The sequence below is a fragment of the Paenarthrobacter sp. YJN-5 genome, assembly GCF_015040095.1.
Taxonomy (GTDB): Bacteria; Actinomycetota; Actinomycetes; order Actinomycetales; family Micrococcaceae; genus Arthrobacter; species Arthrobacter ureafaciens.
In genome coordinates, this window is sequence record NZ_CP053546.1 from 71,339 (window position 1) to 96,399 (window position 25,061).

A 25,061-nucleotide genomic window follows, 5' to 3' on the forward strand; every position below is an offset into this window, starting at 1 on the left:
CGAGTCATGTACTGAAAGTGAGCGCGCTGATGAAGTCCTACTCCGCAGGTGTCTTCAGGGTCTTGTAGGCGTTGCGGTCTCCCCCCGGCTGTTTTAGTCGCTCTGACCGCCTTATCCATCGCCGCATCTTCCGCGGGGACAAATACTGGCCAGTGCTCAGGTCTCGCCGCCAGAGATGACCGCGACCGTCCGAAAATTCCACGTACAGATCCATGGGCTGATGCTTAGACGATCGCATGGCCCTGTTGACGCCAACCGAAAATAGGGCCAAAAACGCCGACTGAAAATGAGGCCACTGACCATTATGGAAGGTGATCACATTGGATGTTTGGGCGCAGATACGCCATCGATACGCGACGGAGAAAATTTCCAAGAGGGAGCTGGCTAAGCAGCTCGGGGTTTCCCGGGGGACGGTGGACCGGGCGTTGGAGGCGGAGCGGCCGCCGAAGTATGAGCGGAAGCCGGCCGGTTCGAGCTTTGATGCATACGCGCCACGGGTGCGGGCCTTGTTGGTTCAGACGCCGACGATGCCGGCCTCGGTACTGGCCGAACGCGTCGGCTGGACGGGCTCTGCGTCCTTGTTCCGGGACAAGGTCCGTGGACTCCGGCCCGAGTATATGCCGGCGGATCCGGTGGACCGGCTGGTTCATGAACCGGGCCAGGCGATGCAGTGCGATTTGTGGTTTCCCCATGAGCCGCTGCCTCTGGGTCACGGGCAGGAGGGCAAGCCTCCGGTGTTGGTGATGACGTGCGCGTTCTCCGGATACATCCAGGCCAGGATGCTGCCGACCCGCACGACCTTTGATTTGCTGGGCGGGATGTGGTCGCTGCTGCAGGAGGCCGGTGCAGTGCCCAAGCAGCTGGTCTGGGACAACGAATCAGGGATCGGCCAGGGCAGGCTGACCGAGCCGGCGGCGGCGTTCGCGGGCGTGCTGGGCTGCGAGATCCGGCAGTTGCCGCCACGGGATCCGGAATCCAAGGGCATGGTGGAGCGGATGAACCGTTACTTCCGCCAGGGCTTCATGCCGGGCCGGACGTTCGCGTCCCCGCTGGATTTCAACGACCAGCTCGCGGACTGGCTGCCGCGGGCGAACGCCCGCTACTCCCGGACCCGGCACGGCCGCCCGGCCGAGCTCTTCGTCCGGGACCGGGACGCGATGCGGCCGTTGACTCCGGTGGCGCCCGCGTTTGCCTTCCGCAGCAGCGTCCGGCTGCCACGGGACTACTATGTGCGGGTCTTCTCCAACGACTATTCCGTGGACCCGGGCGCGATCGGGCGGATCGTGGACGTCGAAGCAGACCTGGAAAAGGTGACCGTGAGCGCAGACGGCCGGCTGCTGGCCAGGCACGAGCGGCGGTGGGCCAGGCACCAGATCTTCACCGACCCCGCGCACGTGGACAAAGCCGCCTCCCTCCGACGGATCCACCGGAGCGTCAAGGCCGGACGGTCCACGGTGGTGGAGGAACGGGACCTGTCGATCTATGACGAACTGTTTGGGGTCGCCATCCCCGACGATGCCCGCGAGCTGTCCGGGGCAGGACGGTGAACGGGGCAGCGAAGGACATCGAGTACTACGCCCGTGCGCTTCGCGCGCCGCGGATCGCCGACGGCTACCGATCCCTCGGGGACCGGGCACGCGAAGCAGGCTGGTCACACGAGGAATACCTCGCCGCTGTCCTCTCCCGCGAGGTCGCCGAACGAGAGGCCTCCGGGGCAGCCCTGCGGATCAAGGCCGCGAGGTTCCCCGGACACAAGCTGCTGGAAGAGTTCAACTTCGACCACCAGCCTGCCGCGGACCGGAACCTCGTCGCGCATCTAGGCACCGGGGTGTTCCTGGACGAAGCCAAGAACGTGGTCCTGCTCGGCCCGCCCGGCACCGGCAAGACCCATCTGGCCGTCGGGATCGGGATCCGGGCCGCACGCGCCGGGCACCGCGTCCTGTTCGACACCGCGACCGGGTGGGTATCGAGGCTGGCCGAAGCCCACGACCGCGGTCGCCTGCCCCAGGAACTGGCCAAGCTCCGCCGATACAAGCTGCTCATCGTTGACGAAGTCGGCTACATCCCCTTCGACCAAGACTCGGCCAACCTGTTCTTCCAGCTGGTCTCATCCCGCTATGAACACGCCTCCCTGGTGCTGACCAGCAACCTCGCCTTCAGCAGGTGGGGCGAAGTCTTCAGCGACGCGACAGTGGCCTCGGCAATGATCGACCGAATCGTTCACCACGCAGAAGTCCTGAACCTCACCGGCAGCAGCTACCGACTCCGGAACAAGACAAAAACCCAGCTTCAGGCACAATAGAACAGCAACCCGTGGCCCCGTTTTCAGTTGGCAAAACTGGCCCTAATTTCGGTTGGCGTTAACAGGCCCTTCCGTCCGAGACGCCTGGGGCCACCACCGTGGTAACTCCCTCCCGAACTCCCAGATCTCCCCTCACTACGAGCCGTCCCTCTAGTCTTTCCATCACATATGGTCGCAGTACTGGCATAACGCCAGCGTTGGTCCAGTTCACCCTGACCAACCATCGCTCATTTGTCAGGTCGTGAATGATCTCGGGCCAGGTCATAAATTGGTCTGCGAGTTCCCGGGCTTTGGTCCGTCGATCGGATGCCAAAAGAATGAAAGCTAAGAGAAGCGAAACTGAAGTTAGGATGCTTCCCACCCAGGTGGGGACGTCCCCCCAGTCCAACACACTCATTTATCCAGTAACTCCATCTGTGCACCTGCCTCCACCAGCTGATGGGGGCAGATAGATCATATCGGTAGGTGTGCACCGGGCTTTGAGTGCCCCGTAAAGGATCCTTCACCTACGCGGTGTGGGTGGGCATCGGCGCTGTGCTGACGGTTGTGTACGCGATGGCTACCGGCGACGAGACAGTCTCGGTGTTGAAAGTGCTTTTCCTTGCGATGATTGTCGGCGGAGTCGTGGGCCTGAAACTGCTCCACTGACGCGGTCAGACAGATAATAAATCGGCGCTCACCTTGGCCAGTTTCGTATGCCCGCTTTTGATGGAGAATCCGTGGATACCAGCCCCTGACGCAGCGGGCGGAGCCCGTCGGTCCTCTTTTCCATGGAAGATACCGCCCGGAACATGCCCACTGGCTTAATCCCATGCATGGCTTCCGGCTGCAACCTGTGCGCGTTACCTGGGTGGTCCGCCGGCTTCATGACGGCCCACCCAGCATGCCCGTCGTTACGCGAGACACTTCCAAGGTGAGGACCCAGGCTCAAGGTTGGATGAGGGAAGCCTCAAGATTCGCTCAAGAATTCCAGCCGGGATCGCGGGCTCTGGTTCATTCGGCGCTTGAGGACCACGCGATGGAGCTCTTCTCATCGGTTTTACGGGTTCGCTCCGATAAGTTAGCTGAGACCATCCAGCTTCAGGAGGCCCTCGCCCAAGCTGGCCGTCGAACCGCCAAGCAGCTGAGGGCACCGTTCGACGGAGCGTGCGCCCGGGAACACCATCCGGGCAGGAAAGAACTCGAGCAAGAAATCTCTGACTACGGCCGCGGCGGAGGCGTCCTGATTTCCGTTTCAAAGGCCGCTGCCCATCACGACGAGCTCCGCGCACTTCCCATGTCTGACCTTCAACGCGCAGACCTTGAGGATGCCCTGAAGATCTGCACTGATCCCGTCCATGAACGGGAGCTCCTCGAAGAAATGCAGGACGAAACGAAGCTGCTCCGTGACCGGCATCGGCGCGTTCGCAACGCGGTCAACCACGGCTTACCTCTCAGTGAGACCACGCTTAACAGCGTTCGCGAATATGCCGATGAGACCTCCCGCACCGCCTTGAACATCGCCCTCACATGGTTCAAAAAGGGGGCAGACGGCCCGGCCCTGCTCCAGAAAAGAGATAAGCAATGGGCTGACAGGGTGGAACGGATCGCCCAAGGTATGAGCTGGGCGGAGGAGGAAGATTTTCGACGCAGCCAAGGAGAGTAGGCCTGCTTAGGCTGCGCCGTCCAGTAAGAGACCATGCGTTATGTCAGATGAAAGCCTTGTTGGTGGCTGTTTTCTTGCCGCTTTAGGCGTCCATGGCAAGGTATCTGCACACAGTCGCTCGGCTTGCTCCAATGATCCTTCCAATATCCGCCGGCTTAAGCCCTCGAATTTTCAGCTCATGTGCCCTTTGACCCCCGCGTGCTCAGTAGTAGCCTCCCTACGCCCAGCCCTCCTTCCGTTGGCCGCCGCAGCCGCCATACCGGCCTTCGTGCGTTCGGAGAGTTGGTCTCGTTCAAGCTGGGCGAAAGTGGAAATGATGGTGACCATCGCTTGGGCCATCGCTCCCCACCTCGCTGGCCGGGTCGGTGGCGATGCCCTCCCTTAAGGAACGGAACTTGATGCCTCGGACCTTGAAGTCATCCAAGAGCTCGATCAGGTGGCGAGTGTTTCGTCCCAACCGGTCCAGCTTCCACACCACTACTTCATCCCCTGGGCCGAGACGGTCCAGCATCCGGTCCAGCTCCGGACGACTCCCCTGGTCCCGCTGATCCCCTGATCCTTGTAGATCCGCTGCACCCGGCTGCTTCCAGTTCGCGGATCTGCAAATCGGTGTTATGGTCCGCCAGGCTGACGCGGGTGTATCCAAGGCGTGCCATCACTTCTCCGTCTTATTAAAGGAAAATACAGGTGATGTTGAGAATGCCCTAGTGAGACACATTGTTGGGACAAGCCACGCTCCGGAAATTTGCGCCTCAGAATCATCGGCCAGATCGAGGATCGCGGTTCCCGTCAAAGGATCCATTGATGAGATGACCGTGAAGGGGGTGACAGGGTTGCTGTTATCCCCAAGTCATCGTGCATTTCATCGTGCGGGTCTTGCGTACATGCTGAGGCCGAAATTCGCCGGAGTCCCAGACAACCCTCATCCAAGCACGACGGGGGACCGGCTAACGGACGTGCTCGCGTCCGTAGAAATCGCCCACTGGAGGATCGGTTTCGGGTCAGGGTATAGGTGCCGGGTGCCATCTTGCACCTCCTGTCGAGCTTTGAGCCTCTACTGGACCTTCTGCAGCAGGCAAAATGCGGAGAGCAGACATAATGATGAAGTGAATTTCGACTTCCTAGTCCCCCTGTTAACTGCTGCGGCGTCAACTGTGGGCATTTTGGTCGCACTCGACCAGATCACGGCCGTTGCTCGGCTCCGCCGTCAGATCTTGTTTTGGAGCGGTCTTCGGACAAGCAAACCTCGTCGTTCGGACGCGGCAACGATAGAGAGCCTGGAAAGGGCAGCGACTGCAAAAATCGTTTCGTACCAGGCTGTACCCGCCTGGAGGCTCCTGTTTCCCACGTTTGCTTTCTTGATCGCACTCATTACGGCATGGCAGGCAGGATACGCTGCGGGACGAATCCCGGCTCCCAATTTTTCTTGGGATAAGTTTCAGGAGGCCGTGTTCGAGCAGGGATCCGAACCTATGTTCTTGGTCCTGGTTCCGTTTCTTGCATATGCGGGGATCTGTGGGTGGCTCAATGTGTTCGCCGAGCGCAGCCGTCTACACAAGGCCTATCTCGGGGGCAAGGACCTCAAGTTAGAGGAGTTCAGTGTAGCTGGTGGTAACTGGCCGGCCACAGCGATTTTGGGCGGGCTAGGTTACCTTCAAGTCTTCGCCTTCAGTATCGGAGTGTCCGGCTGGGCTGTTCTGTTCGGAGCAGCACAAGGCATGCATGACGTAAACGCCCCCCTCCCCTGGCCGGCGTGGATGGGTATCGTCTTGCTTGGCGGTGCGTTTACGGTGATGGCTGGGCTCTTGGCTTTCCTCAAGATGTACGTCGCAATAAGAAATGTCTGGATACATCCCAGACCCTTGCACCACAGAGTCGGTAAATCGCCCCGCGAGCCACAAAAATCCTTCACGGGCTCAAGCCGAAGAAAGCAACCATAAGGCTGAGGTGATTGACCCCTCGGGTCAAGCGGCTCAATCTCAAGGCTTCACTTCAGGAGAAGCTTTCATGGCATCACCCAGTTCATGCCGAGAACGGGGGGACTCAGCCGGCTCGTCCTCCCTACGTGCGGTGAAGGATCCTTTACCGGGCAGCATGGACGCGAAATGAGACGTGAGACAGCACGGCATCTTCGGGCATCAACGGGTAGTGAGCTTTCAATCCGCGTGCGTGCTCATCGTCGAGATCCTGCAATCTTGTCTGCCCGACAGAGATGATCTCTCCCTCCACGTGCGCAAATTCGGGATGGTCCTCGAAAACGAACGTCGCCTGTCCTGCCTCTACTGGTTCATCCCAGCGAATGGTCGTGGTCTTCTCCCCTGACATGACGGCGTCGTGATACCGCTTGTTGAAGCGGAGGATACGGCGCCCCTGAGCATCTGGGTAGAAGTAAGTATCGGGCAGGAGGGTCAAGTCCCGTGGAGTGGTGTAACCGTTTCGTGATCCTTCAAGGATGTGGGGGCTAGTTTTCGTTGTGATTGCAGATGCTCGCGACGAGCTCACTCACGGTGTCGGAGTACAGCCCAGGAGTGGGGGCGCTCATGCTGCGGCCCCGAGCTCGGGGAGCTCATGGTGCTGGCCGATAGTGTCGGTACCCACGAGCGTGAGGCGGCACCTCGCGAGAACGTCAAGACCGAGGTAACGACGACCCTCGGCCCATTCGTCAGACTGCTCCGCAAGAACGGCCCCGACGAGGCGGGTGATCGCGGCCCGGTTCGGGAAGATCCCCACCACATCGGTCCTGCGGCGGATCTCACGGTTCAGGCGCTCGTTCGGGTTATTCGACCAGATCTGCTGCCACACATCTTTCGGGAACGTGGTGAACGCGAGAATGTCAGCCCGGGCAGCATCGAGGTGGTCGTGCACTTCGGGGAGTTTGTCCTCGACGTAGTCCAGGAGCCGGTCGAATTGGGCCTCAACACTTTTCTGGTCGGGTTGGTCGTACACGGAATGCAGCATCGCTTTCACCGCCGGCCACATGCTCTTCGGGGTCACTGACATCAGGTTCGCAGCGTAGTGCGTGCGACACCGTTGCCACGACGTCCCAGGGAAGTTCGCGCGCATCGCTTCAACGAGGCCAGCGTGCGCGTCAGAGGTGATGAGTTTCACCCCGGTGAGGCCGCGCGCGACAAGGTCTGCGAAGAACCCGTTCCACGCCATCGTGGTCTCCGCGGTCGCCACTTGCATGCCCAGGACTTCCCGATGCCCGTCAGCGTTCACCCCGGTCGCGACGAGCACCATGGTGTTGATCACCCGCCCGCCCTCACGCACTTTCATCGTGAGTGCGTCGCACGCGACGAACGTGAACGGGCCGGCCTCACCTAACGGCCTCGTGCGAAACTCACGCACATGCTCGTCCATATCGGCGGCCATTCGGGAGACCTGCGACTTCGACAGGGAATGGATGCCAAGGGTCTTCACGAGTTTGTCCATCCGCCTCGTTGAGACGCCAGCGAGGTAGGCGTCAGCGACGACGGTGATCATCGCCGCTTCTGAGCGTTTGCGACGTTCGAGGAGCCACTCGGGGAAGTACGTGCCGGAGCGGAGCTTCGGGATCGCGACGTCTATGGTTCCGACACGCGTATCGAGTTCACGGGTGCGGTATCCGTTGCGGGAATTCACTCGGTCAGCAGAGGGCTTCCCGTACTCGGCGCCGCAGATCGCATCTGCTTCGGCTGAGAGGAGGGTGTTGATCATGGTTTGCAGCAGGGTGCGCATCAGATCCGGTGATGCGTCGCCCAGCGCGTTGGTGAGGACGGTGGCAGGGTCGACAATAGAGGGAGTGGTCATCGGTGTGACGCCTTTCGAGTGGGATGTGAGAGTTTCCTCGAAGGAAGATCCCGGTGGCCACGCTGACGTTTACTGGCCGGGATCGTTACACCACTCTACGGGGCACTACTGGCAGGAGCTTCCGGACGGGCCGAACGACAGGGCCCTTCTCCGCAGGGACCGCGACAAGAATATCCGGATGATGATCGAGGAGAACTTGTCGGCATCGACCACATGGAGGAATCAAACCCCGCCCTCGGTCACCAGCAGCGGCAATAGTCAAAAGCTGCTTTGCTCCCGCAGCGGCCGCAACTCCTAAGGCAACGAGTTCGGCGCACGGACCACCGGTGAAGTGGTAGACATTCGCTGCTTGGTGAATGCGTCCATCAACGTCCATCGCCGCTGCTGCAACGGTGTGATTGTCGTTGTCGCCGAGGCTTCGCGCCAGGGTTTCCGCAGCATCAATGACACGGCGCTCCGATATAAGTGGTTCCACAACTGACCACGCTAACAGGCGCTGTCGTTGTCCTATTTATGGATCCCCTTACGTACCACTCGTGGCGACCTTGAACAGTCCGCTACTTGAACGGAGCTACCAAATCCGGTGCCAGGCGTTCTTGCTTCCCTGATCGAATCAAAAACCAGATACCCGTTGGAAGTAGAACAGTTCCCGATCCCAGCATTACTGCATGAACAGGCGTCGACGGGCAGCCGGCGGAACTATCGTCTTCAGCGCATGTGACTCCAGGCTGAAGGAAACCCACTGCAATCAGCGCTAAAGCCATACATAACGTAGCTACTCCTGTTACGCCCCAAACCCAGTTCTTCATCCGTTCATCAGACCATGCTTAGCGCCTCGCGGAAACGGACAATACTCAAAGTCGTCCGTTTGGGGATCCCCTTACGTTCCCTCGCTCGGAAACTCCCTCCCCCGCCGACACTGAGACGCTTCACGGTAAGACGACTATACGAGACCCCCTTGCGCGCGGAAATCCTGAGTATTTGGCCTGCCGCCCGCAACTGCAGCACTGCCTCAGAAAGCATTACCTTTACAAGACACCACCAACAATCTCGGATGGCCCAGGTCACGACCTTTTGGTTGCAGCTCGCAACTTAGTCGGTTGCAGTTCGGTTCCGCAGTGCAGGAAGAAGAATCTTGTCGAAGACCCATTGAATGCTCCGATCTTCTTCCGCTGCTGTGTCCCGGAGCTCGTTCAAAGTTTCTTCGGTCATTCGAAATGTATAGGACTTAGTCTTGACCGCCTTTGCAGCAGGGACCGCGGGTTGAGGCTTTGGACTGACCGGTTCTGGCGCAGGTGGTTGGGTCGACGCATTCTCAGGCAGAAGCGTCTCGGCCTGCTTTGCAAAGGCCGCGATACGGGCCTCCTCGTCCGGACTAATTTCGCGACGTCGGCGATTCGGGGTAGGGCGGGGATTAGCCAATGTTAATCAACTCCTGCACGAGTACTTGTACTTCCGCTTTGGCCTTGCTGTCACTCCACTCAACTACTCCCCTACCTACGGGCATGACGTCCATGTAAGAGCTACGCTGATAGATCGTCGTTTCTAGCAGCGGGATCTCTGGGTAATCGACCAAGATGTCGCGGGATTCATCCAGTCGCTTGTCCATCGGGTGAGTGGAGGCTTGGGCGAATAGTCCACGGACCGCCAGTTCCGCATTGAAGTCCATGATGCCTTCTACGACTTTGACGAATTTCGGCAAGGTATCCAGATCTAGAGGAGAAGCCTTCATGGGAACAACCAGAACATCAGAAGCCGTGGCGGCGGTCCGGAGTTCCTGGGAATCGTAACCACCAGTGTCCACGATCACGTAGTCAGCGCCTGCGTCGAGATCCAGGAGCGTTGCGCGCAGGTTCCCCTTCTTCTGCACGCCAATAACTGAGGGGAGACCTGGGCTTCGCTCTTCCCTGTCGGCAATCCAGTTCGTCGTACTAGCAATGGGGTCAGCGTCCACCACTGTGACCTTCATGCCCTGCCGCGCTAGTTCTGCAGCGATGTTTACGGTGAGTGTCGATTTTGAGCACCCGCCTTTAAGCGATCCGATTGTGAGAATCATGGATTCGGTACCTTTCAAGGGTGACAGCTTTCGCCTGACGCCGTTGGTGCATACTAGTTCACGTCTGCACCGAATCAGGTTCAATTCTTGTTTCGAACCGGTGGCGTTGCGAAACCTATCTGGTTGCAAACTAGATACAAATCTAGTCGAACGCGAACAGCAACGCAACCTATTTAGTTGCACTTTGTTTGTGCAACCAAACAAGTTGCATTCTAACTACAAACGCAACGAGTTCACGTACGCAACGGCACTCGTTAGGTTGCGCTTTGGTTGTAGAGCGAACTCTGCTGCACCTCCCGGGGTCATCCCCTCCATAGCTCCCCGGAAGCGCAAGTGCTGGAGCCCACTAGCCACAATCGAACTGAAATGCAACTAGTTTCGTTGCGCAACAGTAGCGCACCCAACCTAGTTGCAGTGAGCCACCACATTCACAGAATGACCGTAAGGTGGGGGAGGGGTGTCAGGATTACCTGACACCCAATCAATCCACGTGATAGGACTTTGATGGCCTGGTGCATAGACGCAGCGCACGAAGGAAATCTCTGCGCTGTTGTACCTGACGGACGAATCTCAATTGACCTTAGTCGGGGAGTGGTTCTGGTTGAGGGCGTCTCTGGCAACTATGTGCGGCATCCCGACGCCAGTGCGTTTGAGATTGTTCCTGATGATGAAGTCATCGGTTGGCGAGCAGTCTGTGCCTGCGGCTGGATTGGTCCGATGTGGACCCGCGCAAATCTCTCGCGCGAGGAAAACCTGCCCCAACGCAGAACCTTCGTTCCGTTCCTCGGCCGAGCCTTGCCGTCGGTGACCGTCGAACAACGGATACGTCAGGAATGGCACCAGCACGCCGCACCTGCAGCGGCTATCGCAGAACTTGACACCGCTGCAAGGGACTGGAAACGAGCCCTGCGCCGACTTGAAAACGGAGTAGGCGCGGCACGAAGAGCTGGCGTCTCCTGGGGTCGCATCGGTGACGTTTTAGGGATAAGCCGGCAGTCTGCCCATGAACGCTGGAAAAATTCAACATAGACACCTGCTGGCAATCTCCCTGGGTGCGGCTTCGGAGATGTAAGCACAGGTGACTGAGTTTCCTGCCCCGCCACCAGCTGACCAACGCTATAACCAATGATTGCGCAGGTACGAAAGTACTTCCTGCAGCGGAACTAGGCGGCTCGATAGAGGACCTTCTGGAAGGGCCACCCAGCGGGGTCATCATCCGGTGGAATCCAGTATTCGTCGCGTTCGGCGTCGTAAAGGTCGGTTTCATTGATATGGGTGTCGCGGAAGCGGTCGAGGTGGGCGTGCCATTTGGCGCGTTCACGGCGGTTTCGGGCGATGTGTTCGAGGTAGTCGTCCAGGACGCCGAGTCGGGCTGCGAGCATGCGCAGGTTGGCGGTGGTGGTCTTCCATGCCCTTCCGTGGCGTTGGATCATGCCCAGGGTTTCCATTTCGGCCAGGGCGTTTGAGCAGGCGTTGCGGCTGACACCGGTGGTCCGGACGAGATCCGCGGTGGTGGGGGAGTGGCGGCCGCGTTCGATCGCCTCGTACACCAGTGCTGTGGCGTCGCCCAAGGCCCGGAATACCGGCCTGATGGCGTGGATTTTTCCTTTGCGCCAAGTCAGTTCCCGGGCCAGTTGCTTGTACTGCTCCGGGAGCTGAATCAGGTACACGTCGGCAGCTTTGTAATGAGCGTCGGCGATCTTGGTTAGGATCCCGTCCGAGGCGCTGGCGAGGATCGGCAGGAGCCGGGCAATGGTGACATGGTGTTTGCCCATGGCAACGGCCAAGGTACGGCAGCCCACGTCGAGAATGTCCGTTTCCTTGGCCCTCATATACCCCAGCAGTCCACGGATCAGCAGGCGAAGACTCAGACCTTGCCGCCCCCTGGACTGCAGCCGGTGGTCCAGAACCGCATAGAGGATATTTTCCAGATCGTTCACAAGCTGGTGCACAGCAGCACTGCTGGGTTCTTCCCGCCCCCCTGTGATTAAAGTTCGGCTTGTGTTGTTAATAAGTGCACTCTTTTCCCCGTGTTTCCGGGGGAGTGGTTTCTGCGAAGCCGGGTTGCTAGCGGTGAAGGCCGCGGCTTTGGCCCACTCGAACGGCAACAACCGTCCCTGACGTTCCGGAGACCCATAGAGGGCTGCCAGGCCGGGGAACTGGCCACCAAGTTCACCCTCGACCTGGGTCAGGGACCAGCCGCAGGCGCTGAAGTGATTCAGCACGGCCATCCGGGCCTCTGACGGGCTCTTGTACCGGGCCGTGTCATACAACCCGGTCCGGGCCACCCGGCGCAGCGGCGCTTCGCTGCCCGAAGCCAGAGGAAGGGCCGGCAGGGCGCCGGTGCGCTGCGCGGCAACGGTCTTGGCCGTCCTAGCCTTCAGAGCGCGTTTGCGGGCCAACTCCGGCGCCAGCGCAGTCCGCAACTCCACCACCGCGGCGGAGGGGTTGCGGCGGCGCAGGATGTCGTACGCCCCGGACAGGGGCGTGATCAGGGTTTGGTGGCCACCGGACTTATGCACCGAACCTGGCACCCGGATGCAACCGTCGGTGACGTTCTGATGAGGACTCGGGTCCAGGCTCGAAGCGGTCAACGCCAAGGCCTCGACCAGGTCCCTGGCCTCGGCCGCGTCCAAACGCTCCTGCAGCGGGACGTAGATATGCCGGCCACCACTGGGGGAGAAGTCCTCAACAAAGAGCACCCCGCATGCCGACAGCAAGCGACCCACCCGAGCCGCATCCGTATCGACAACACCCTTCAGGGCCTTGGATGTGTCAAAGTCCAGGCAAAGCGTGGCAACACTGCCATCCGCACCATGCACGGCAACCGCAGCAGGGCGTGTTGGCAATGCTCGTGTGATCTTCAGCCCACTCTTAGGCCGCGGATATTGAAACTTCTGGCCAATCCAACGCCCCAAACGGTACGACGGCGCACCAGCGATCAACGGAGCAAGGCTCCACGCTTCTTCTGGGCTTGAATACGCAGCGACACTCACATGGGCATGCGTTGACGCCAATACCGGTTCCGGTACCATGGTGTGCAGTAGTTCCTTTCGAGGTAACACAAATGGCACCCACAACGTGGGTGTTGTCAAAAGTTCAGATCGTGTCCCGCCAAGAACTGGATCTGGACTTAATACTTCCGAGAAGGCCCGCGTAGTGCGGGCCTTCTTTTGTTAGGAAGCTCTTGGAATGGGCAATGCCTCCTGATTGCTGAGCGTTTCAAGTTGAATTTGATTAAGATGCTGCGTCACGAGCTTTGCAACATAGTCACTTACGGACATGCCCTTAGCTTCCGCAACCGCTGCAAGCTTGTCGGCGTCGGGGACGGGCATGCGGGTACCTACAAGTCGGCGTTCGCCCTTGCTGCGGCGTCCGCCTCCGTTATTTCCTCTACCTGCCATAGCCCTATTCAAGCGGTAACAGTTTCTTAGAGTGGGGAGCATGCGCGGTGTGTCGCCTAGAAACCTCTGGCTACGGCGGCTGCTGCCGCGAGCCAGGCTCGTTGGGTGGCGGGTTGGAGGGCGTCGTAGCGGATGGGGCCGTTGACGAGGGCTGGGTCGTAGGGGATGCGGACGACGGCTCGGACGTGTGGGGTGAATCCTTCGGCGATACGGCGGGCTTCGTCTTTGGCGCGTTTGAGGGCGTCTCCGCTCATGCTGCGTTTGGCGTCGGTGGATTCGGAGACGATGACGACGGCGTTGCGCGCGAGTTCTGCGTGGTGGCCGCCGCGGGATTCGAGGGTTTGCAGTGTCAGGCGCGCAGCTTCGGCGCGGTCTTCGATGGCGGTGACGGGTACGACGAGCTGGTTGGTGTAGTCGATCATGCGCCGCCAGTTGGCTGCCCTGGAGGTGTTTCCGGAGTCCATGACGATGAGCCTGTAGTACCGGGTGAGGACTTGGTGGGCGAGGTCGACTTCTTCGGCGGTGACTTCGTGGTCGCCTTCGTCGTTTTCGTCGGAGCGCAGGACGTCGAACTTGTCCGCGGTTTGGTGGTGGACGTAGCGGGCGATCTCTGCGGCTTGTGCGCTGGGGGAGAGCAGTGCTTGGGATGAGTCGATTAGATCCAGGACGCTTCTGTCGTGGGCGCCTTTTTCTGTGCGCCAGCCGAGTGTTCCTTGGGATTCGTTGTTGTCCCAGGCGACGGTCGCGGCTCCGCTGTAGCGGGCGAGGATGGCGCTGAGCATGACGACGGTTGGGGTTTTGTTCGCTCCGCCTTTGCGGTTGACGACGGCGACGGTGCGGGGGCCGGGCCAGTGTTGGCTGACTGTACGGATGTCGTCGCGTTCGGCGAGTTCTTCGGCTGAGGGGTCCATCCGGAACCCCAGGCGGCTGAGGACGCCGCGCCAGCCGCGTGTCGCAGGTTCCAGCACCGGTGCGCTGACCAGGAACGAGGTGTCTTTGAGGCTTTTACGCTCAGACGGTGCGGCGGCGGGTGGTTCCGGGGTGGCTCGTGATGGTTCGGTCTTGGGTGTTGTGGCCGGTGCGGGCGTGGCAGGCTCTGCTGGAGTTGGCACCGGCGTCTTGTCCGTGTCGGCCGGGACAGCGGGGGTGAGTTCTGTGGTGTGTTCGGCTTTCTGCCGGAGGGGGATGGTTTTGACCGGTGCGGTGTCGCTGACTGTTCCTTCGGGGGAGACGATGATGGTGCCTTGCCCGTCAGGGTCGGTGGTGCTGACTTTCACGGGCCGGCCGAGTTGGGCTGCCGTCTCGGTGATGAGGGTCAGTGCTTGTTTCAGGACGGCGGCTTCATCGGCGGCTTCGATGGCGTGGGAGGTTCCGTTGATGGTGACCTCGCCGGTTCCGTTGGTGCGCAGGACAGCGTCGATTTTGGGGAAGTCGAGTGCTTGGGTTTCCATCTTCTGTCCTTACTTGGTGCCGTTCGGTGGTGTGAAGCGGTTGACCTGCCAGGGTTTGTCGGCGGCGGTGCGCAGCAGTTGGATGTCGTAGTTTCCCGCGTTGGTGCCGAAGACGACGTGGCAGCCGAAGCCGTTGTTCTCGTCGATTTTGAGCTGCCCGGTTCCGGTGATCCTGGTGGCCGGGATGTTGGCGGGGTCGACGTATTGGTAGTCGGAGGCTGCTTGGGGTGTCAGGAGTTGTCCCAGTTCCTGTATCCAGACTTTGTCGGTGACGGTGGGGCGGGCGTAGAGGGTCATGGCCTTGGTCGCGGTCTCGAGGGCTGCGGTTTTGCTGGCATCGTCCCAGGCGATGCCGATGGTTGCCGGGGCGGTCCCTCCGGGTGCCTGGGATTTGCCGCCTGCGCTGAGGGTGGCCGTTGTTGTGGCCGTGGCGTTGGGCGGCGGCTGGGCGGGTGTGGTGGTGGAGGCCGGTGAGCAGGCCGTGCACATGAGTACGGCTGCCAGGGCTGTCAGGGCGCGTTTCATGGTTTTCCTCCTGTTAGTTGCTTCCGGGCAGGTACAGGAAGGCACTGGGGGTGCTGTTCTGTACGGTGCGGGTGTAGTAGGCGTGATCGTTCGGTGCGGGGTTGCCGTTGTAGCCCTCTTCCAGGAAACTGCCGTCGCCGTTGACGGCTTTGACGACGGCGACGTGACCGTAAGTGCCATCGGCGCCGCCGGCGCCCGGGGAGTACCAGACCACGGCCCCGACACGGGGCGTTGGGCCGGTGGGCCAGCCTTTGGCGTCCCACCCGTCTTTCCAGGTCAGTGCCGACCCGAGGACGGCACCGTCAGGCCGGAAGGTGCCGTTGAGGACCTTGTAGGGTGCGGTGGTGCTGCCGAGCTGCTGGTTGACCCGCCAGAGGGCGAAGTCGACGCATTCGCGGTTGAACATTCCCAGCGGGGATGGCTCATAGATCTTGGCCGTGCGCCAGGGCAGGTCATCGTCCTTGCCGGAGGAGCCGGGGATCCCGCAGGTGTTTTCACCGCCGGGGCCGGTGGCGCTCACGTCGGACAGTGCGGCGACGACGTCGACGGCGGCCGCCCAATAAGTGCGGTAGTGGAACGGGTCGGCGTTGCGTTGGACCCGGTGCGCGACCATCGTCGGTTCGAGGGATTCCCAGCCGTCGACCTTTTCCAGGGCGGAGAAGAAGCTGGTGGCCGAGGTCGTGGGGTTCATCCGGTCCTGGTAGGAGCCCCACGCGCCGTTGTCGCGCTGCTGGAACAGGCCACGGGAGTCAGGGCCGGGACCGTCGCCGTAATCCAGGACGCGCAGCCCGGATTCGCCCATGGCGGTCATTACGCCGATGGTTTGCCCGCGGGCGGAGAGGCCAAGGGCCTTGCCGGCGTTGATGACCAGGGCCGCGTTTTTCAGCTGCTCACCCTGGTAGCCTGCGACGGCGACTTTGGGCAGTTGGGTTTCGTCAACACTGACGCTCGACCCGGCCGGGGAGCAGACGTCGGCCGCGGCCCGGGAACCGCCGCCGAACAGGATGATGGAGAGTACGAGGCCGATCGGGGCGAGCACAGCACCGGTGACCAGCACTGGTCCGGTCCTTTGTGACTGCATGTGTCCCCCTCACATCTGCTCGGCGCTTACTGGGCTTGGTCGGCTTCGTCCTCGGTCGCTCCGGGCGTTTTGCCCTGCCGGAGCGTGTTCCGGTTCTCCCAGACCCAGTCTTTGACTTGATCTCTGGCGATCAACCATGTCTTCTCGACTTGGTAGGCAGGAATCACTCCAGTCTGAAGCCAGCGGTAGACCGTGTTGCGGGACAACCCGAAGATCTCCTCGAGGTCCTGGGGCGTCAAACGCTCCGGGTACTTGGCGAAGAGAGCTTCCAGGTACTTCGGGTCCACGCTCAGTCCGTCCCACCGCATAGAGCCATCGTAGACCATAAATTGGTACTGTGATGTACTAAGAGTGATTGAAAGGTACTAGCGGTGTGTTGGGGAGTCACTGGGGGCCTTTCGAGTCAGATGGTACAGATACGATCTTTGCGGACATTACAGGGGATGTGAAATGCCGATCTCAAAGAACCGCTGGGTGACCTCCGGCACAGAAACCGCCGAAGAGCCCGCTCCCATCATCGAAGAACAGCCCGCATTTGTCGCCACAGGGCCATCGCGGCCGCAGTCGAGCGTTCCGCCGCCGGACCAAGCCGACAGGCTGCCCCGGTGGAACACCACCGGACGGGAGCCCGGCTTTTGGTGGCTCGGCGTGCACGGCGGCGCGGGCGAGACCTCGCTGGCACGACTGGACAAGACCACCAAGGCGGCCGAACACCACTGGCCAATCACCGAAGCAGGGTCCACGGTCATCCTGGTCGCCCGTTCCAACATCCCGGGTCTGCGTGCTGCCCAGCGCGCGGCCACAGAATGGGCCTCCGGCTCGGTCCCCGGGATCCACGTCTCCGGCCTCGTGGTGATGGCAGACGCCCCCGGGCGGCTGCCCAAAGAGATCCGCGACTACTCCCGCATCGTCGGTGGGGGAGTGCCCCACCTCTGGCACTTCCCCTGGGTCGACCCTTGGCGGTACGGGCACGACATCTCCACTGAGGATCTTCCCAAAGAAGCACGCACCGTTCTTGATCAGGTGCGCATCGCAGTAACTGCCGCCGGCTCTCCGGCCAAGTAGAAAGAAGAAAATGATGCTGTTCTCCAAGGCCCTGGAATGGTCAAACTTCGCCATCACCGAGATACCCAACCCCGGCTTGGGCGAGGCACCCCCCGGATCCGATGGTCTGCTGACCATCCTGAAGTGGATCGCATGGATCGTCTTCGGCATCGCCATCGCCGGCGTCCTGATCTGCGCCGCAACCATGATGATCAACAACCGGCGCGGTGAAGGCGGCGAGCATGCCGGCCGTCTCGCATGGGTCATGGGAGGTTGCATCCTGGGCGCCTCTGCAGCCGGCGTTGTAGGCGCCCTCGTCTAAGGAGCCCCGCCGTGACTGAACCGACCGTGAACGAAGACCAGAATCCGCTAACCAAACCTAAGTTCATCATCGCGGCCGTTGTCGTGGCGATCATTATCGCGCTCGGAGTCATCCTGGCCCTGATCCCCAAAGGAAGCGGAAGCCCCACAGCCGACCCCAGCACCACTGCGGCAAACACCCCCAGTGCCCAACCAAGCGACACTTCGGCTGCCAGTATTTGTGGCCTTCCCGCCGGGAACCAGGCCAAACCGGCTACCACACCGACGGACACCAAGTGGGAATTGATCGGAAAAATCGCTGCGCCCACCGCACCCAAGCAATACGGCCCCGGCAAGACGGCAGCAGACGGGCTCCGATCATGCTTTGCCCACTCACCCACCGGAGCGCTCTACGCTGGGGCGAACCTGATCATCCTTGGAAGCTCTGGGCGACCAAACATTCTGGCTCAGCATCTGGTGGTGGACGGACCCCAACGAGACAAAATGCTTGCGGCGCCTGAAACCAGTGCTCCGACCACTGCTCCATTTCAGCTGGTTGGTTACAAGATCTTGGACTACACAGGTGATCGTGCAGTCGTTGAGTACGGAATAAAGACGGCCAACGGAAGCGTAGGTTCGGTGCCTGTCGCCATGCAATGGCAGGACGGGGACTGGAAGTGGGTGCTCCCAGCCACCGGGCAGCCGGAAACGCGCCAACTCACCGATTTGAGCGGCTTCATTGACTGGGCGGGGGTCTAGCTTGCGTCCTGCCGATCAAAATGGACAGCCATGCCAACCCTGGGAAGTAGGCTGCGTCGTCTCGGACTGGGCAAGTGACCGCGCCAACGATGCAGTGAAGAACATGGCGCAAGCCATCGCAGACGCCGTCGGAAACGTTGTAAAGACGCTGGGGACGTTTTGGGTGAATGTGGGGACGCCGAACCTGACGGCAGCGCCGGGAGGCTCTACCGCGAGTGATCCGGTGTTGTTCTTGCAGAACAGTCTCTACTTCTGGACCGCGGCCCTTGCGGTTTTGTCTGTGCTGGTGGGGGCGGCGAAGATGATGATCGAACGCAGGGGAGCGCCCTTGCGGGATCTGGTGCGTTCGCTGGCGACGTTGATCGTCGTTTCCGGGGCAGGCGTCGCGGCGGTGGGTCTGCTGACGGTCGCGGCCGATCAGTTCTCGGCCTGGATCATCACCAACTCCACCGGTGGCACCTCGTTCAACGAGAACATCACGGCCATGCTGCAGCTCTCGGCCAGCAGCCCAATCGGGTCCATCATGATCATTCTGCTGGGGCTGATTGCGATTCTGGCCTCGGTGATGCAGATCGTACTCATGATAATCCGAGGTGGTTTGCTCGTTGTCCTCACCGGAATCTTCCCCACGGCCGCAGCTTTCACCAACACAGAGGCCGGTAAAGGCTGGTTCCAGAAATGCGTGGCCTGGTTGATCGCATTCATCCTGTACAAACCTGCCGCGGCCATCGTCTACGCCACGGCGTTCCAGCTCAGTGGCAGCAGGATTTTCGGCAATGTCGGTGACGGCAAAGACTTCGGGTCCGCTCTTCTGACCACGGTCACCGGCTTGGCGCTGATGGTCATCGCGTTGTTCGCCATGCCGGCCCTCATGCGCTTCGTGACTCCCATGGTGGGAGCGGTCGCTGGTGGCAGCGGCGCTCTGGCGGCAGGAGCAGTCGGTGCTCTGGCGTCGGGGGCCATCAGCATGGGCAGCGCCGGCCGGGGGAGCGGTTCCTCCACCAGCACGGCAACACATAGCAGCCTCTCCGGCCAGAACCCGGGATCCCAAGGCCCCACAGGCACCGGAAACCCGGGCACAGCGGGAAGCCGCGGCACCTCAGGAAAGACCGGGTCCCAGGCCGTTGGAGCCACGGGAGCCACACCAGGTGCGGGCGCATCGGCGTCGGCAGGGGCCGGTAGCTCGCCCGCGGGCAGCAGCGGCTCCGCGTCCAGCGGCGCGGCCGCCGGACGTGGTGCGGCGGCCGGGGGTGGTGCTGTGGCCGGGGGAGCGGCAGCTGCTGGCCCGGTCGGGGTTGGCGTGCTCGCAGCACAGAAGGGCCTCGAAGCCGGCAAGGCCGCTTCAGGGGCGGTCAGAGACTTAGGCGAAGAATCAACGGGGGGCGCCTGAGATGGCAGCTATTGAGAACTCCTACAGGGAACCGACCTACGGCAATTGGTGGCGTCCGCGCAAAGCTGGCATCGGCACCCTCGGAGGCCTGGCAACCGCCGGCCTGTTCATTGGCCTGATCATCACGGTCATCTGCTTCTTCGTGGGCGGCTGGCTCGCTGGCCTGATCGCGCTGCTTGTTTTGGGGCTTGCACTGTCGGTCGTCTCGGTGACGGACAAGCACAACAAATCGGTGGGGGAGCGGGCCTTCGCCCGTCTGGCGTTCGGCTCGGCGCGGCGCAGGAAGGCCAACATCTACCGCTCCGGCCCGTTGGGGCTCACCCCGTGGGGTGAGTACCAGTTGCCGGGCATCGCCGCAGGATCGAAGCTGTACGAGTTCTCGGACTCCTACGGCCGGCTGTTTGCCCTGATCCACTTGCCATCGACGGCCCATTACGCGGTCGTTTTCGGTACCCAGCCCGACGGTGCCTCCCTGGTGGACCCCGAGCAGGTTGATGCGTGGGTGGCCAATTGGGGCGGCTGGCTGGCGTCCTTGTCGAACGAACCGGCCGTCGTGGCAGCATCGGTCACGGTCGAGACCGCACCGGATTCCGGGGCCAGGTTGCGCCGTGAAGTGGAGTCCAATATTCACGACGATGCTCCGGACATTGCCAAGGCCATGCTGCGGGAGGCGTTGCAGACCTACCCGCAGGGATCGGCCACGATCCGGGCCTGGGTCGCGCTGACCTTCAGTGCCGCTGCCCGGGCAGGAGGCAAGCGCCGCACCGCCGAGGAGATCGCCCGGGACCTCGCTTCAAGGTTGCCCGGATTGACCGAGCGTCTGGAATCCACAGGTGCCGGGGCCTGCGCACCGTTGACCGCCCAGGAACTGTGCGAGGTCGTGAGGGTCGCGTACGACCCTGCAGCGTCGAAGCTCATCGACGAAGCACACTACCAAGGAACCCCCATCAGCTTGGACTGGTCCGACGTCGGGCCGTCGGCCCACCAAGCGGGATGGGAAGGCTACCGGCACGACTCCGGGCACTCGGTGTCCTGGACCATGACCGACGCCCCTCGCGGGCACATCCTGGCCTCGGCCCTTGCCCGGCTCGTGGCCCCGCACGGAGAAATCGACCGTAAACGCGTCACGCTGCTGTACCGGCCGATCGAAGCCGGCCGCGCCGCCGCGATCGTCGAATCGAACCAGACCAGCGCGCTCACCCGGGCTTCCTCGACCAACCGGCCCACCGCCCGCGCCGTCGTGGACGCCCGCGCCGCGCAGGCCGCCGCGGCCGAGGAAGCCAAGGGTGCCGGGTTGGTGAATTTCGGCATGGTCGTGACCGCCACGGTGTTGTCCGCCAGTGATCTTGAAGATGCCGTGGCCGTGGTCGAGGGCAACCTCGGCCCGTCCGCCCGGTTGCTGCTGCGCCGCGCCTACGGCTCCCAGGATTCCGCGTTTGCCGCGTCCCTGCCCCTGGGTTTGGTGCTGCCGAAGCACTTGAAGGTCCCCGAAGAGATCCGCGAGGCCATGTGATGTTTCAACGCCGCACCAAGCTCCAGCGCAAACCCTCAACGGGGCTCGCTGCCGCCGTTGCCCGCCGCCCCGGGCTGCGGGGTTGGCGCGGCCGCGGGCAGGGCGAAGCCGTGTACGTCACCGCCGCGGATGAATGGCGCGGCACCTCCGTGCAGGTCTGCGGGCTGTGGCCGTTCGTGGGCGGGTCCGGCACCCCGGTCCTGGGCGTGCCGATCGGTGTTCACACCGACACCGGGGCACCGTTCGGGGCCGACCCGATCAGCTGGTTCATGCACGGCATGATCAACAACCCCTCCATGTTCGTCCTCGGCCTGCCGCACTACGGCAAATCCACTCTGGTCCGCCATATCGTCCTCGGCCTGGCCGGCCGGGGAATCAACCCGCTGATCCTGGGGGACTTGAAACCGGACTATGTAGACCTGATCGAAGCCCTCGGCGGGCAGGTCATCAGCCTCGGTCCCGGCCGCGGGCACCTGAACGTCCTGGACCCCGGCGAAGCGACAGGCGCGTCCGCCCGGCTGCGCGCCTCCGCCGAAGAACACCGCGCGAACGCCGACCGGTCCACGGACGAAGCAACAGCGGCGTCGTTGCTGGCTGCGGGGGTGAAGGCCGAGAAACTGGCCGAACAGTTGATGGCCGACTCGCACAACCGGCGCCTGAACATGGTCACGGCGCTGATCACGATCGTGCGCAACGCCAAACCCAGCGCCCACGAGGAATCCCTCATCGACCGTGCCCTGCACATCCTGGACGACCGGTTGGACCGGGTCCCGCTGATCGGGGATCTGATCGAGGTCATCAAGGACGCACCGGATGAGCTGCGTGCGATCGCCCTGGACCGTGGCGACATGTCCCGCTACCTCGACGCGACCGACCAACTGCGCCAATCCCTGTACTCGTTGAACGGGTCCGGCAGGTTCGCGGACATGTTCTCCCAACCCACCGACCAGCCCATGGACCTGACTAAACCCGTGGTCTTCGATCTGTCGGGAATATCCGACACCCAGCGCGATATCCAGGCCGCCTGCCTGCTGGCGTGCTGGTCCACCGGGTTCGCGACCGTTCAGGTCGCCCACACCCTGGCCGACGCCGGGCTGGAACCGCGACGGAACTACTTCGTCGTCATGGACGAGCTCTGGCGGGCGCTGCGTTCGGGTGAAGGCATGGTCGACCGCGTCGATTCCCTGACCCGCCTGAACCGTACCGAAGGTGTCGGGCAGGCCATGATCACCCACACCATGAGCGACCTCGAAGCCCTGCCCACCGAATCCGAACGGATGAAAGCCCGCGGCTTCGTCGAACGCTCCGGCATGGTCGTCTGCGGCGCCCTCCCGGGAGCTGAGATGGAGAAGCTGAACAAAGCCGTCACCCTCTCCCGGGCCGAGCAATCCCGGCTGATCTCCTGGGCCGACCCCGGGTCATGGACCGACATCGGAGGATCCCGCAAACGGGTCCGCCCCGGTTTGGGGAAGTTCCTCTTCAAAGTCGGCGGCCGGCCCGGGATCCCCGTCGCGCTGAAGCTGACCAGCGTCGAGGAAAACCTGCACGATACAAACAAGCGCTGGAGAATCACCACCGGGGAAGGGGAGAACTGATGGGCGCACCCACCAGCGGCCGACGGAACCGAATCGACGCCGAAACCACCCTGCTCTGGACCTTCATCACCCTCGTGGTGGCCGGTGTCGGCTCAGTCACCGGAGCCGTCCATCTCGGATCCCTTATCGCCGGCGACGGGCAGGAACTGCCGGCCAACCCGTTCGAGCTCGTCTTCAGCCTGATTTCCCACAAAATCATCTGGCCTCCGGCCGCCACCTGGGTCCTCATCGGCTTCGCCGCGGTAATCCTCGCCGTCGCGGTCCTGGTGATCCGGGCCGTGGCCCGCCGGAAGTCCAAGCGCTCCCGCGTGGACGCCGCGGCGCAGTACATGGCCAAAGGCCGCGACCTCCGGGCGCTGAGCCTGCGCGGTGCCACCGCCACCGCCGAACGCCTCGGCGTCAAAGGATCCCCCGGTGTCCCCGTAGGGAAAACTGTGCTGGGCGGGCAGATGGTCTACGGTTCCTGGGAAGACATGCACATCGACATCTGGGGACCCCGCACCGGCAAGACCACCTCCCGGGCCATCCCGGCGATCCTCGCAGCCCCAGGAGCGGCGTTGGTGACTTCCAACAAACGCGACATCGTCGACGGCACCCGCGAGGTCCGCGCCGCCGAAGGCCCGGTCTGGGTGTTCGACCCGCAAGGGGTGGCCCTGGAGGAACCCACCTGGTGGTGGAACCCGCTGTCCTACGTCACCGACGAAGTCCGCGCCGCCCGCCTCGCCGACCACTTCGCTGCCGGCTCCCGCGGCCCCGACGCCAAAACCGATGCCTACTTCGACCCCGCGGGGCAGGACCTCCTCGCCGGGCTGCTGCTCGCAGCCGCCCTCGACGACCGGCCCATCACCCAGGTGCACACCTGGCTGACCCGCCCCGCCGACGACGAACCCGTCGATATTCTCAAAGCCGGCGGGTTCACCCAAACAGCGAACGCCGTCGGTGGCGTCATCAACGCCCCCGAAAAACAGCGCGGCGGCGTGTACGGCACGGCCCTGCAGATGGCCTCCTGCCTGACCAACCGGCAAGTGGCCCGCTGGGTCACCCCCAACGGGGAAAACGACACCCGGCCCCAGTTCGACCCCGCCGGGTTCATCCGGTCCAAGGGCACCCTGTACAGCCTGTCCAAGGAAGGCAAAGGCACCGCCGGGCCCTTGGTCACTGCACTGACCGTTGCCACCGTCGAAGCTGCCGAAGAACTCGCCGTCCACTCACCCGGCGGCCGGCTGGCCACCCCCATGATCGGGGTCCTGGATGAAGCAGCCAACGTCTGCCGCTGGCGGGAACTACCCAACCTCTACAGCCACTACGGCTCCCGCGGCATCGTACTGATGACCATCCTCCAATCCTGGTCCCAAGGCGTGGAAGTCTGGGGACGTGACGGTATGCGCAAACTCTGGTCCGCGTCCAACATCAAGGTTTACGGCGGCGGTGTCGCCGAAGCCGAATTCCTCAATGAGCTTGCCCAGCTCGTGGGGGAGTACCGCTATGCCAACACCACCCGAAGCCGCTCCAAACAAGGCACCTCCTACAGCCACGACGAGGACCGTAAGGAACGCACCCTCGATGTCGCCGAGCTCGCCGCCTTTCCACGCGGCCGCGCCATCATGTTCGCCTCCGGCGCCCCGGCAGCACTCCTGGAAACAGTCCCATGGATGAGTGGACCCCATGCAGAAGCAGTAAAGGCTTCCATCACCGCACACGACCCAGCCAACCAGCGGCAGGATTCGGACAGCGCCAACCGATGGGTCACCGCGGGCGGCCCCGATGACTAACGGCATGGGAGAGTGGGACGACGAAGAAGACGACACCGGCACTGACGCCGCGGAGCCAGCAGAAGTTGACGTGGCCGAACCTGAACTCTTCTACCCCAACGTCGCCGCCTTCGTCACCGAAAAAGTCGCCACAACCTACCGACGCCAAATCAACGTCCAAGGCGGAACCACCTGGTGCCCGCAATGGTGGAAACACGCCGAAGCAATCAGCCGCCTCGAAGCGCTCTGGCGCGCCTGGGAATTCCTCCGCCTCGACGGCACCACCGGCATGAGCGTCTGGTGGCGAGACCACGCAGACCACCACATGTCCGTGCTCCTCTCAGCCGACGGCCCCTTCAAAGGCTGCAACCCCGACGACGGCCACCGCACCAAACTCGCCCCTCTGCCCTGTGAGGAACCACCGGCGGGGTTGTTCTGATGCGGTCCCTCATTCTT

25 protein-coding genes and 1 pseudogene are annotated in these 25,061 nt (G+C 62.4%); 14 read left to right on the top strand and 12 right to left on the bottom strand.

Annotated features, from left to right (window positions below; translation table 11 throughout):
- Positions 1–311: 311 nt before the first annotated feature.
- The 4 genes and pseudogenes from istA to HMI59_RS24320 all read left to right on the top strand — a co-directional run bounded on the left by istA (position 312) and on the right by HMI59_RS24320 (position 3,947).
- Complete coding sequence (istA, locus tag HMI59_RS24305; protein ID WP_193594465.1) at positions 312–1,547, top strand: IS21 family transposase; 1,236 nt, start codon at positions 312–314, stop codon at positions 1,545–1,547.
- The gene (gene istB / locus HMI59_RS24310; RefSeq protein ID WP_193594466.1) at positions 1,544–2,302 is read left to right on the top strand and encodes an IS21-like element helper ATPase IstB; all 759 of its coding nucleotides are present in this window, start codon (positions 1,544–1,546) and stop codon (positions 2,300–2,302) included. The genes istA and istB overlap by 4 nt, the downstream gene beginning before the upstream one ends.
- Before the next feature lie 507 nt (positions 2,303–2,809).
- Positions 2,810–2,950 (top strand): annotated as a pseudogene (locus HMI59_RS24315) (SMR family transporter); the annotation flags it as partial.
- 370 nt (positions 2,951–3,320) lie between these two features.
- Positions 3,321–3,947, top strand: coding sequence for a hypothetical protein (locus tag HMI59_RS24320; RefSeq protein WP_193594468.1), 627 nt, complete (start codon positions 3,321–3,323; stop codon positions 3,945–3,947).
- A gap of 171 nt (positions 3,948–4,118) precedes the next feature.
- Here HMI59_RS24320 and HMI59_RS26160 read toward each other — a convergent pair whose 3' ends face one another.
- Entirely contained in the window at positions 4,119–4,286 is a 168-nt protein-coding gene (locus HMI59_RS26160) for a recombinase family protein (protein ID WP_370583602.1), read from the bottom strand.
- Positions 4,240–4,593: a recombinase family protein gene (locus tag HMI59_RS26015; protein ID WP_255527693.1), complete on the bottom strand. Its 354-nt coding sequence runs from the start codon at positions 4,591–4,593 to the stop codon at positions 4,240–4,242. Before HMI59_RS26015 ends, HMI59_RS26160 begins: the two co-directional genes overlap by 47 nt.
- A 460-nt stretch (positions 4,594–5,053) precedes the next feature.
- Between HMI59_RS26015 and HMI59_RS24330 the strand changes: the two genes are divergently transcribed.
- Complete coding sequence (locus HMI59_RS24330; RefSeq protein ID WP_193594469.1) at positions 5,054–5,887, top strand: hypothetical protein; 834 nt, start codon at positions 5,054–5,056, stop codon at positions 5,885–5,887.
- Positions 5,888–6,029: 142 nt separating this feature from the next.
- Here the strand turns inward: HMI59_RS24330 and HMI59_RS24335 are convergent, their stop codons facing one another.
- The 4 genes from HMI59_RS24335 to HMI59_RS24350 all read right to left on the bottom strand — a co-directional run bounded on the left by HMI59_RS24335 (position 6,030) and on the right by HMI59_RS24350 (position 9,792).
- Positions 6,030–6,359: an ASCH domain-containing protein gene (locus tag HMI59_RS24335; RefSeq protein WP_193594470.1), complete on the bottom strand. Its 330-nt coding sequence runs from the start codon at positions 6,357–6,359 to the stop codon at positions 6,030–6,032.
- Positions 6,360–6,485: 126 nt separating this feature from the next.
- A complete protein-coding gene (locus tag HMI59_RS24340) occupies positions 6,486–7,736 on the bottom strand; it encodes an IS256 family transposase (RefSeq protein WP_193591830.1) in 1,251 nt (416 codons plus the stop codon).
- 85 nt (positions 7,737–7,821) lie between these two features.
- Positions 7,822–8,211: a cytidine deaminase gene (locus tag HMI59_RS24345; protein ID WP_370583603.1), complete on the bottom strand. Its 390-nt coding sequence runs from the start codon at positions 8,209–8,211 to the stop codon at positions 7,822–7,824.
- 939 nt (positions 8,212–9,150) lie between these two features.
- Entirely contained in the window at positions 9,151–9,792 is a 642-nt protein-coding gene (locus HMI59_RS24350; protein WP_193594471.1) for an AAA family ATPase, read from the bottom strand.
- Positions 9,793–10,383: 591 nt separating this feature from the next.
- Between HMI59_RS24350 and HMI59_RS24355 the strand changes: the two genes are divergently transcribed.
- Complete coding sequence (locus HMI59_RS24355; protein WP_193594472.1) at positions 10,384–10,821, top strand: AsnC family protein; 438 nt, start codon at positions 10,384–10,386, stop codon at positions 10,819–10,821.
- A gap of 134 nt (positions 10,822–10,955) precedes the next feature.
- Here the strand turns inward: HMI59_RS24355 and HMI59_RS24360 are convergent, their stop codons facing one another.
- From HMI59_RS24360 to HMI59_RS24385, 6 genes are all read right to left on the bottom strand, one after another.
- Positions 10,956–12,641 carry a hypothetical protein gene (locus HMI59_RS24360; protein WP_227471735.1) on the bottom strand — a complete coding sequence of 562 codons (1,686 nt, stop codon included), beginning with the start codon at positions 12,639–12,641 and terminating at the stop codon, positions 10,956–10,958.
- Between the two features lie 327 nt (positions 12,642–12,968).
- Positions 12,969–13,127 (bottom strand): hypothetical protein, encoded by a 159-nt coding sequence (locus tag HMI59_RS24365; protein ID WP_193594474.1) that lies wholly within the window; start codon positions 13,125–13,127, stop codon positions 12,969–12,971.
- A gap of 125 nt (positions 13,128–13,252) precedes the next feature.
- A complete protein-coding gene (locus HMI59_RS24370) occupies positions 13,253–14,647 on the bottom strand; it encodes a chromosome partitioning protein ParA (protein ID WP_193594475.1) in 1,395 nt (464 codons plus the stop codon).
- 9 nt (positions 14,648–14,656) lie between these two features.
- Entirely contained in the window at positions 14,657–15,172 is a 516-nt protein-coding gene (locus HMI59_RS24375; protein WP_193594476.1) for a hypothetical protein, read from the bottom strand.
- Positions 15,173–15,185: 13 nt separating this feature from the next.
- Complete coding sequence (locus HMI59_RS24380; protein WP_193594477.1) at positions 15,186–16,253, bottom strand: CHAP domain-containing protein; 1,068 nt, start codon at positions 16,251–16,253, stop codon at positions 15,186–15,188.
- 26 nt (positions 16,254–16,279) lie between these two features.
- Entirely contained in the window at positions 16,280–16,561 is a 282-nt protein-coding gene (locus tag HMI59_RS24385) for a helix-turn-helix domain-containing protein (protein WP_193594478.1), read from the bottom strand.
- Between the two features lie 142 nt (positions 16,562–16,703).
- Here HMI59_RS24385 and HMI59_RS24390 point away from each other — a divergent pair, with 142 nt between their 5' ends.
- The 8 genes from HMI59_RS24390 to HMI59_RS24425 all read left to right on the top strand — a co-directional run bounded on the left by HMI59_RS24390 (position 16,704) and on the right by HMI59_RS24425 (position 25,044).
- Positions 16,704–17,318, top strand: coding sequence for a DUF6668 family protein (locus HMI59_RS24390; protein WP_193594479.1), 615 nt, complete (start codon positions 16,704–16,706; stop codon positions 17,316–17,318).
- Between the two features lie 10 nt (positions 17,319–17,328).
- Positions 17,329–17,619 (top strand): hypothetical protein, encoded by a 291-nt coding sequence (locus HMI59_RS24395; protein ID WP_227471736.1) that lies wholly within the window; start codon positions 17,329–17,331, stop codon positions 17,617–17,619.
- An 11-nt stretch (positions 17,620–17,630) separates the two neighbouring features.
- Complete coding sequence (locus HMI59_RS24400) at positions 17,631–18,356, top strand: hypothetical protein (protein WP_193594480.1); 726 nt, start codon at positions 17,631–17,633, stop codon at positions 18,354–18,356.
- A 103-nt stretch (positions 18,357–18,459) separates the two neighbouring features.
- Positions 18,460–19,746 carry a hypothetical protein gene (locus tag HMI59_RS24405; RefSeq protein WP_227471737.1) on the top strand — a complete coding sequence of 429 codons (1,287 nt, stop codon included), beginning with the start codon at positions 18,460–18,462 and terminating at the stop codon, positions 19,744–19,746.
- A 1-nt stretch (position 19,747) separates the two neighbouring features.
- Positions 19,748–21,259 carry an SCO6880 family protein gene (locus HMI59_RS24410; RefSeq protein ID WP_193594481.1) on the top strand — a complete coding sequence of 504 codons (1,512 nt, stop codon included), beginning with the start codon at positions 19,748–19,750 and terminating at the stop codon, positions 21,257–21,259.
- Positions 21,259–22,854, top strand: a complete 1,596-nt coding sequence (locus HMI59_RS24415; RefSeq protein ID WP_193594482.1) for an ATP/GTP-binding protein — start codon at positions 21,259–21,261, stop codon at positions 22,852–22,854. The genes HMI59_RS24410 and HMI59_RS24415 overlap by 1 nt, the downstream gene beginning before the upstream one ends.
- On the top strand, positions 22,854–24,626 hold the full coding sequence (locus HMI59_RS24420; protein WP_193594483.1) for a type IV secretory system conjugative DNA transfer family protein: 1,773 nt from the start codon (positions 22,854–22,856) through the stop codon (positions 24,624–24,626). Before HMI59_RS24415 ends, HMI59_RS24420 begins: the two co-directional genes overlap by 1 nt.
- Positions 24,619–25,044, top strand: coding sequence for a DUF4913 domain-containing protein (locus HMI59_RS24425; RefSeq protein ID WP_193594484.1), 426 nt, complete (start codon positions 24,619–24,621; stop codon positions 25,042–25,044). Before HMI59_RS24420 ends, HMI59_RS24425 begins: the two co-directional genes overlap by 8 nt.
- Positions 25,045–25,061: the final 17 nt, after the last annotated feature.

Coding starts and splice junctions, on each gene's coding strand:
- HMI59_RS24395 (WP_227471736.1), top strand. CDS start 17,329: ATGATGCTGTTCTCCAAGGCCCTGGAATGGTCAAACTTCGCCATCACC.
- HMI59_RS24410 (WP_193594481.1), top strand. CDS start 19,748: ATGGCAGCTATTGAGAACTCCTACAGGGAACCGACCTACGGCAATTGG.
- HMI59_RS24425 (WP_193594484.1), top strand. CDS start 24,619: ATGACTAACGGCATGGGAGAGTGGGACGACGAAGAAGACGACACCGGC.
- HMI59_RS24405 (WP_227471737.1), top strand. CDS start 18,460: ATGGCGCAAGCCATCGCAGACGCCGTCGGAAACGTTGTAAAGACGCTG.
- HMI59_RS24365 (WP_193594474.1), bottom strand. CDS start 13,127: ATGCCCGTCCCCGACGCCGACAAGCTTGCAGCGGTTGCGGAAGCTAAG.
- HMI59_RS24370 (WP_193594475.1), bottom strand. CDS start 14,647: ATGGAAACCCAAGCACTCGACTTCCCCAAAATCGACGCTGTCCTGCGC.
- HMI59_RS24350 (WP_193594471.1), bottom strand. CDS start 9,792: ATGATTCTCACAATCGGATCGCTTAAAGGCGGGTGCTCAAAATCGACA.
- HMI59_RS24390 (WP_193594479.1), top strand. CDS start 16,704: ATGCCGATCTCAAAGAACCGCTGGGTGACCTCCGGCACAGAAACCGCC.
- HMI59_RS24320 (WP_193594468.1), top strand. CDS start 3,321: ATGGAGCTCTTCTCATCGGTTTTACGGGTTCGCTCCGATAAGTTAGCT.
- HMI59_RS24375 (WP_193594476.1), bottom strand. CDS start 15,172: ATGAAACGCGCCCTGACAGCCCTGGCAGCCGTACTCATGTGCACGGCC.
- HMI59_RS24420 (WP_193594483.1), top strand. CDS start 22,854: ATGGGCGCACCCACCAGCGGCCGACGGAACCGAATCGACGCCGAAACC.
- HMI59_RS24380 (WP_193594477.1), bottom strand. CDS start 16,253: ATGCAGTCACAAAGGACCGGACCAGTGCTGGTCACCGGTGCTGTGCTC.
- HMI59_RS24385 (WP_193594478.1), bottom strand. CDS start 16,561: ATGCGGTGGGACGGACTGAGCGTGGACCCGAAGTACCTGGAAGCTCTC.
- HMI59_RS24415 (WP_193594482.1), top strand. CDS start 21,259: ATGTTTCAACGCCGCACCAAGCTCCAGCGCAAACCCTCAACGGGGCTC.
- HMI59_RS26160 (WP_370583602.1), bottom strand. CDS start 4,286: ATGGCCCAAGCGATGGTCACCATCATTTCCACTTTCGCCCAGCTTGAA.
- HMI59_RS24340 (WP_193591830.1), bottom strand. CDS start 7,736: ATGACCACTCCCTCTATTGTCGACCCTGCCACCGTCCTCACCAACGCG.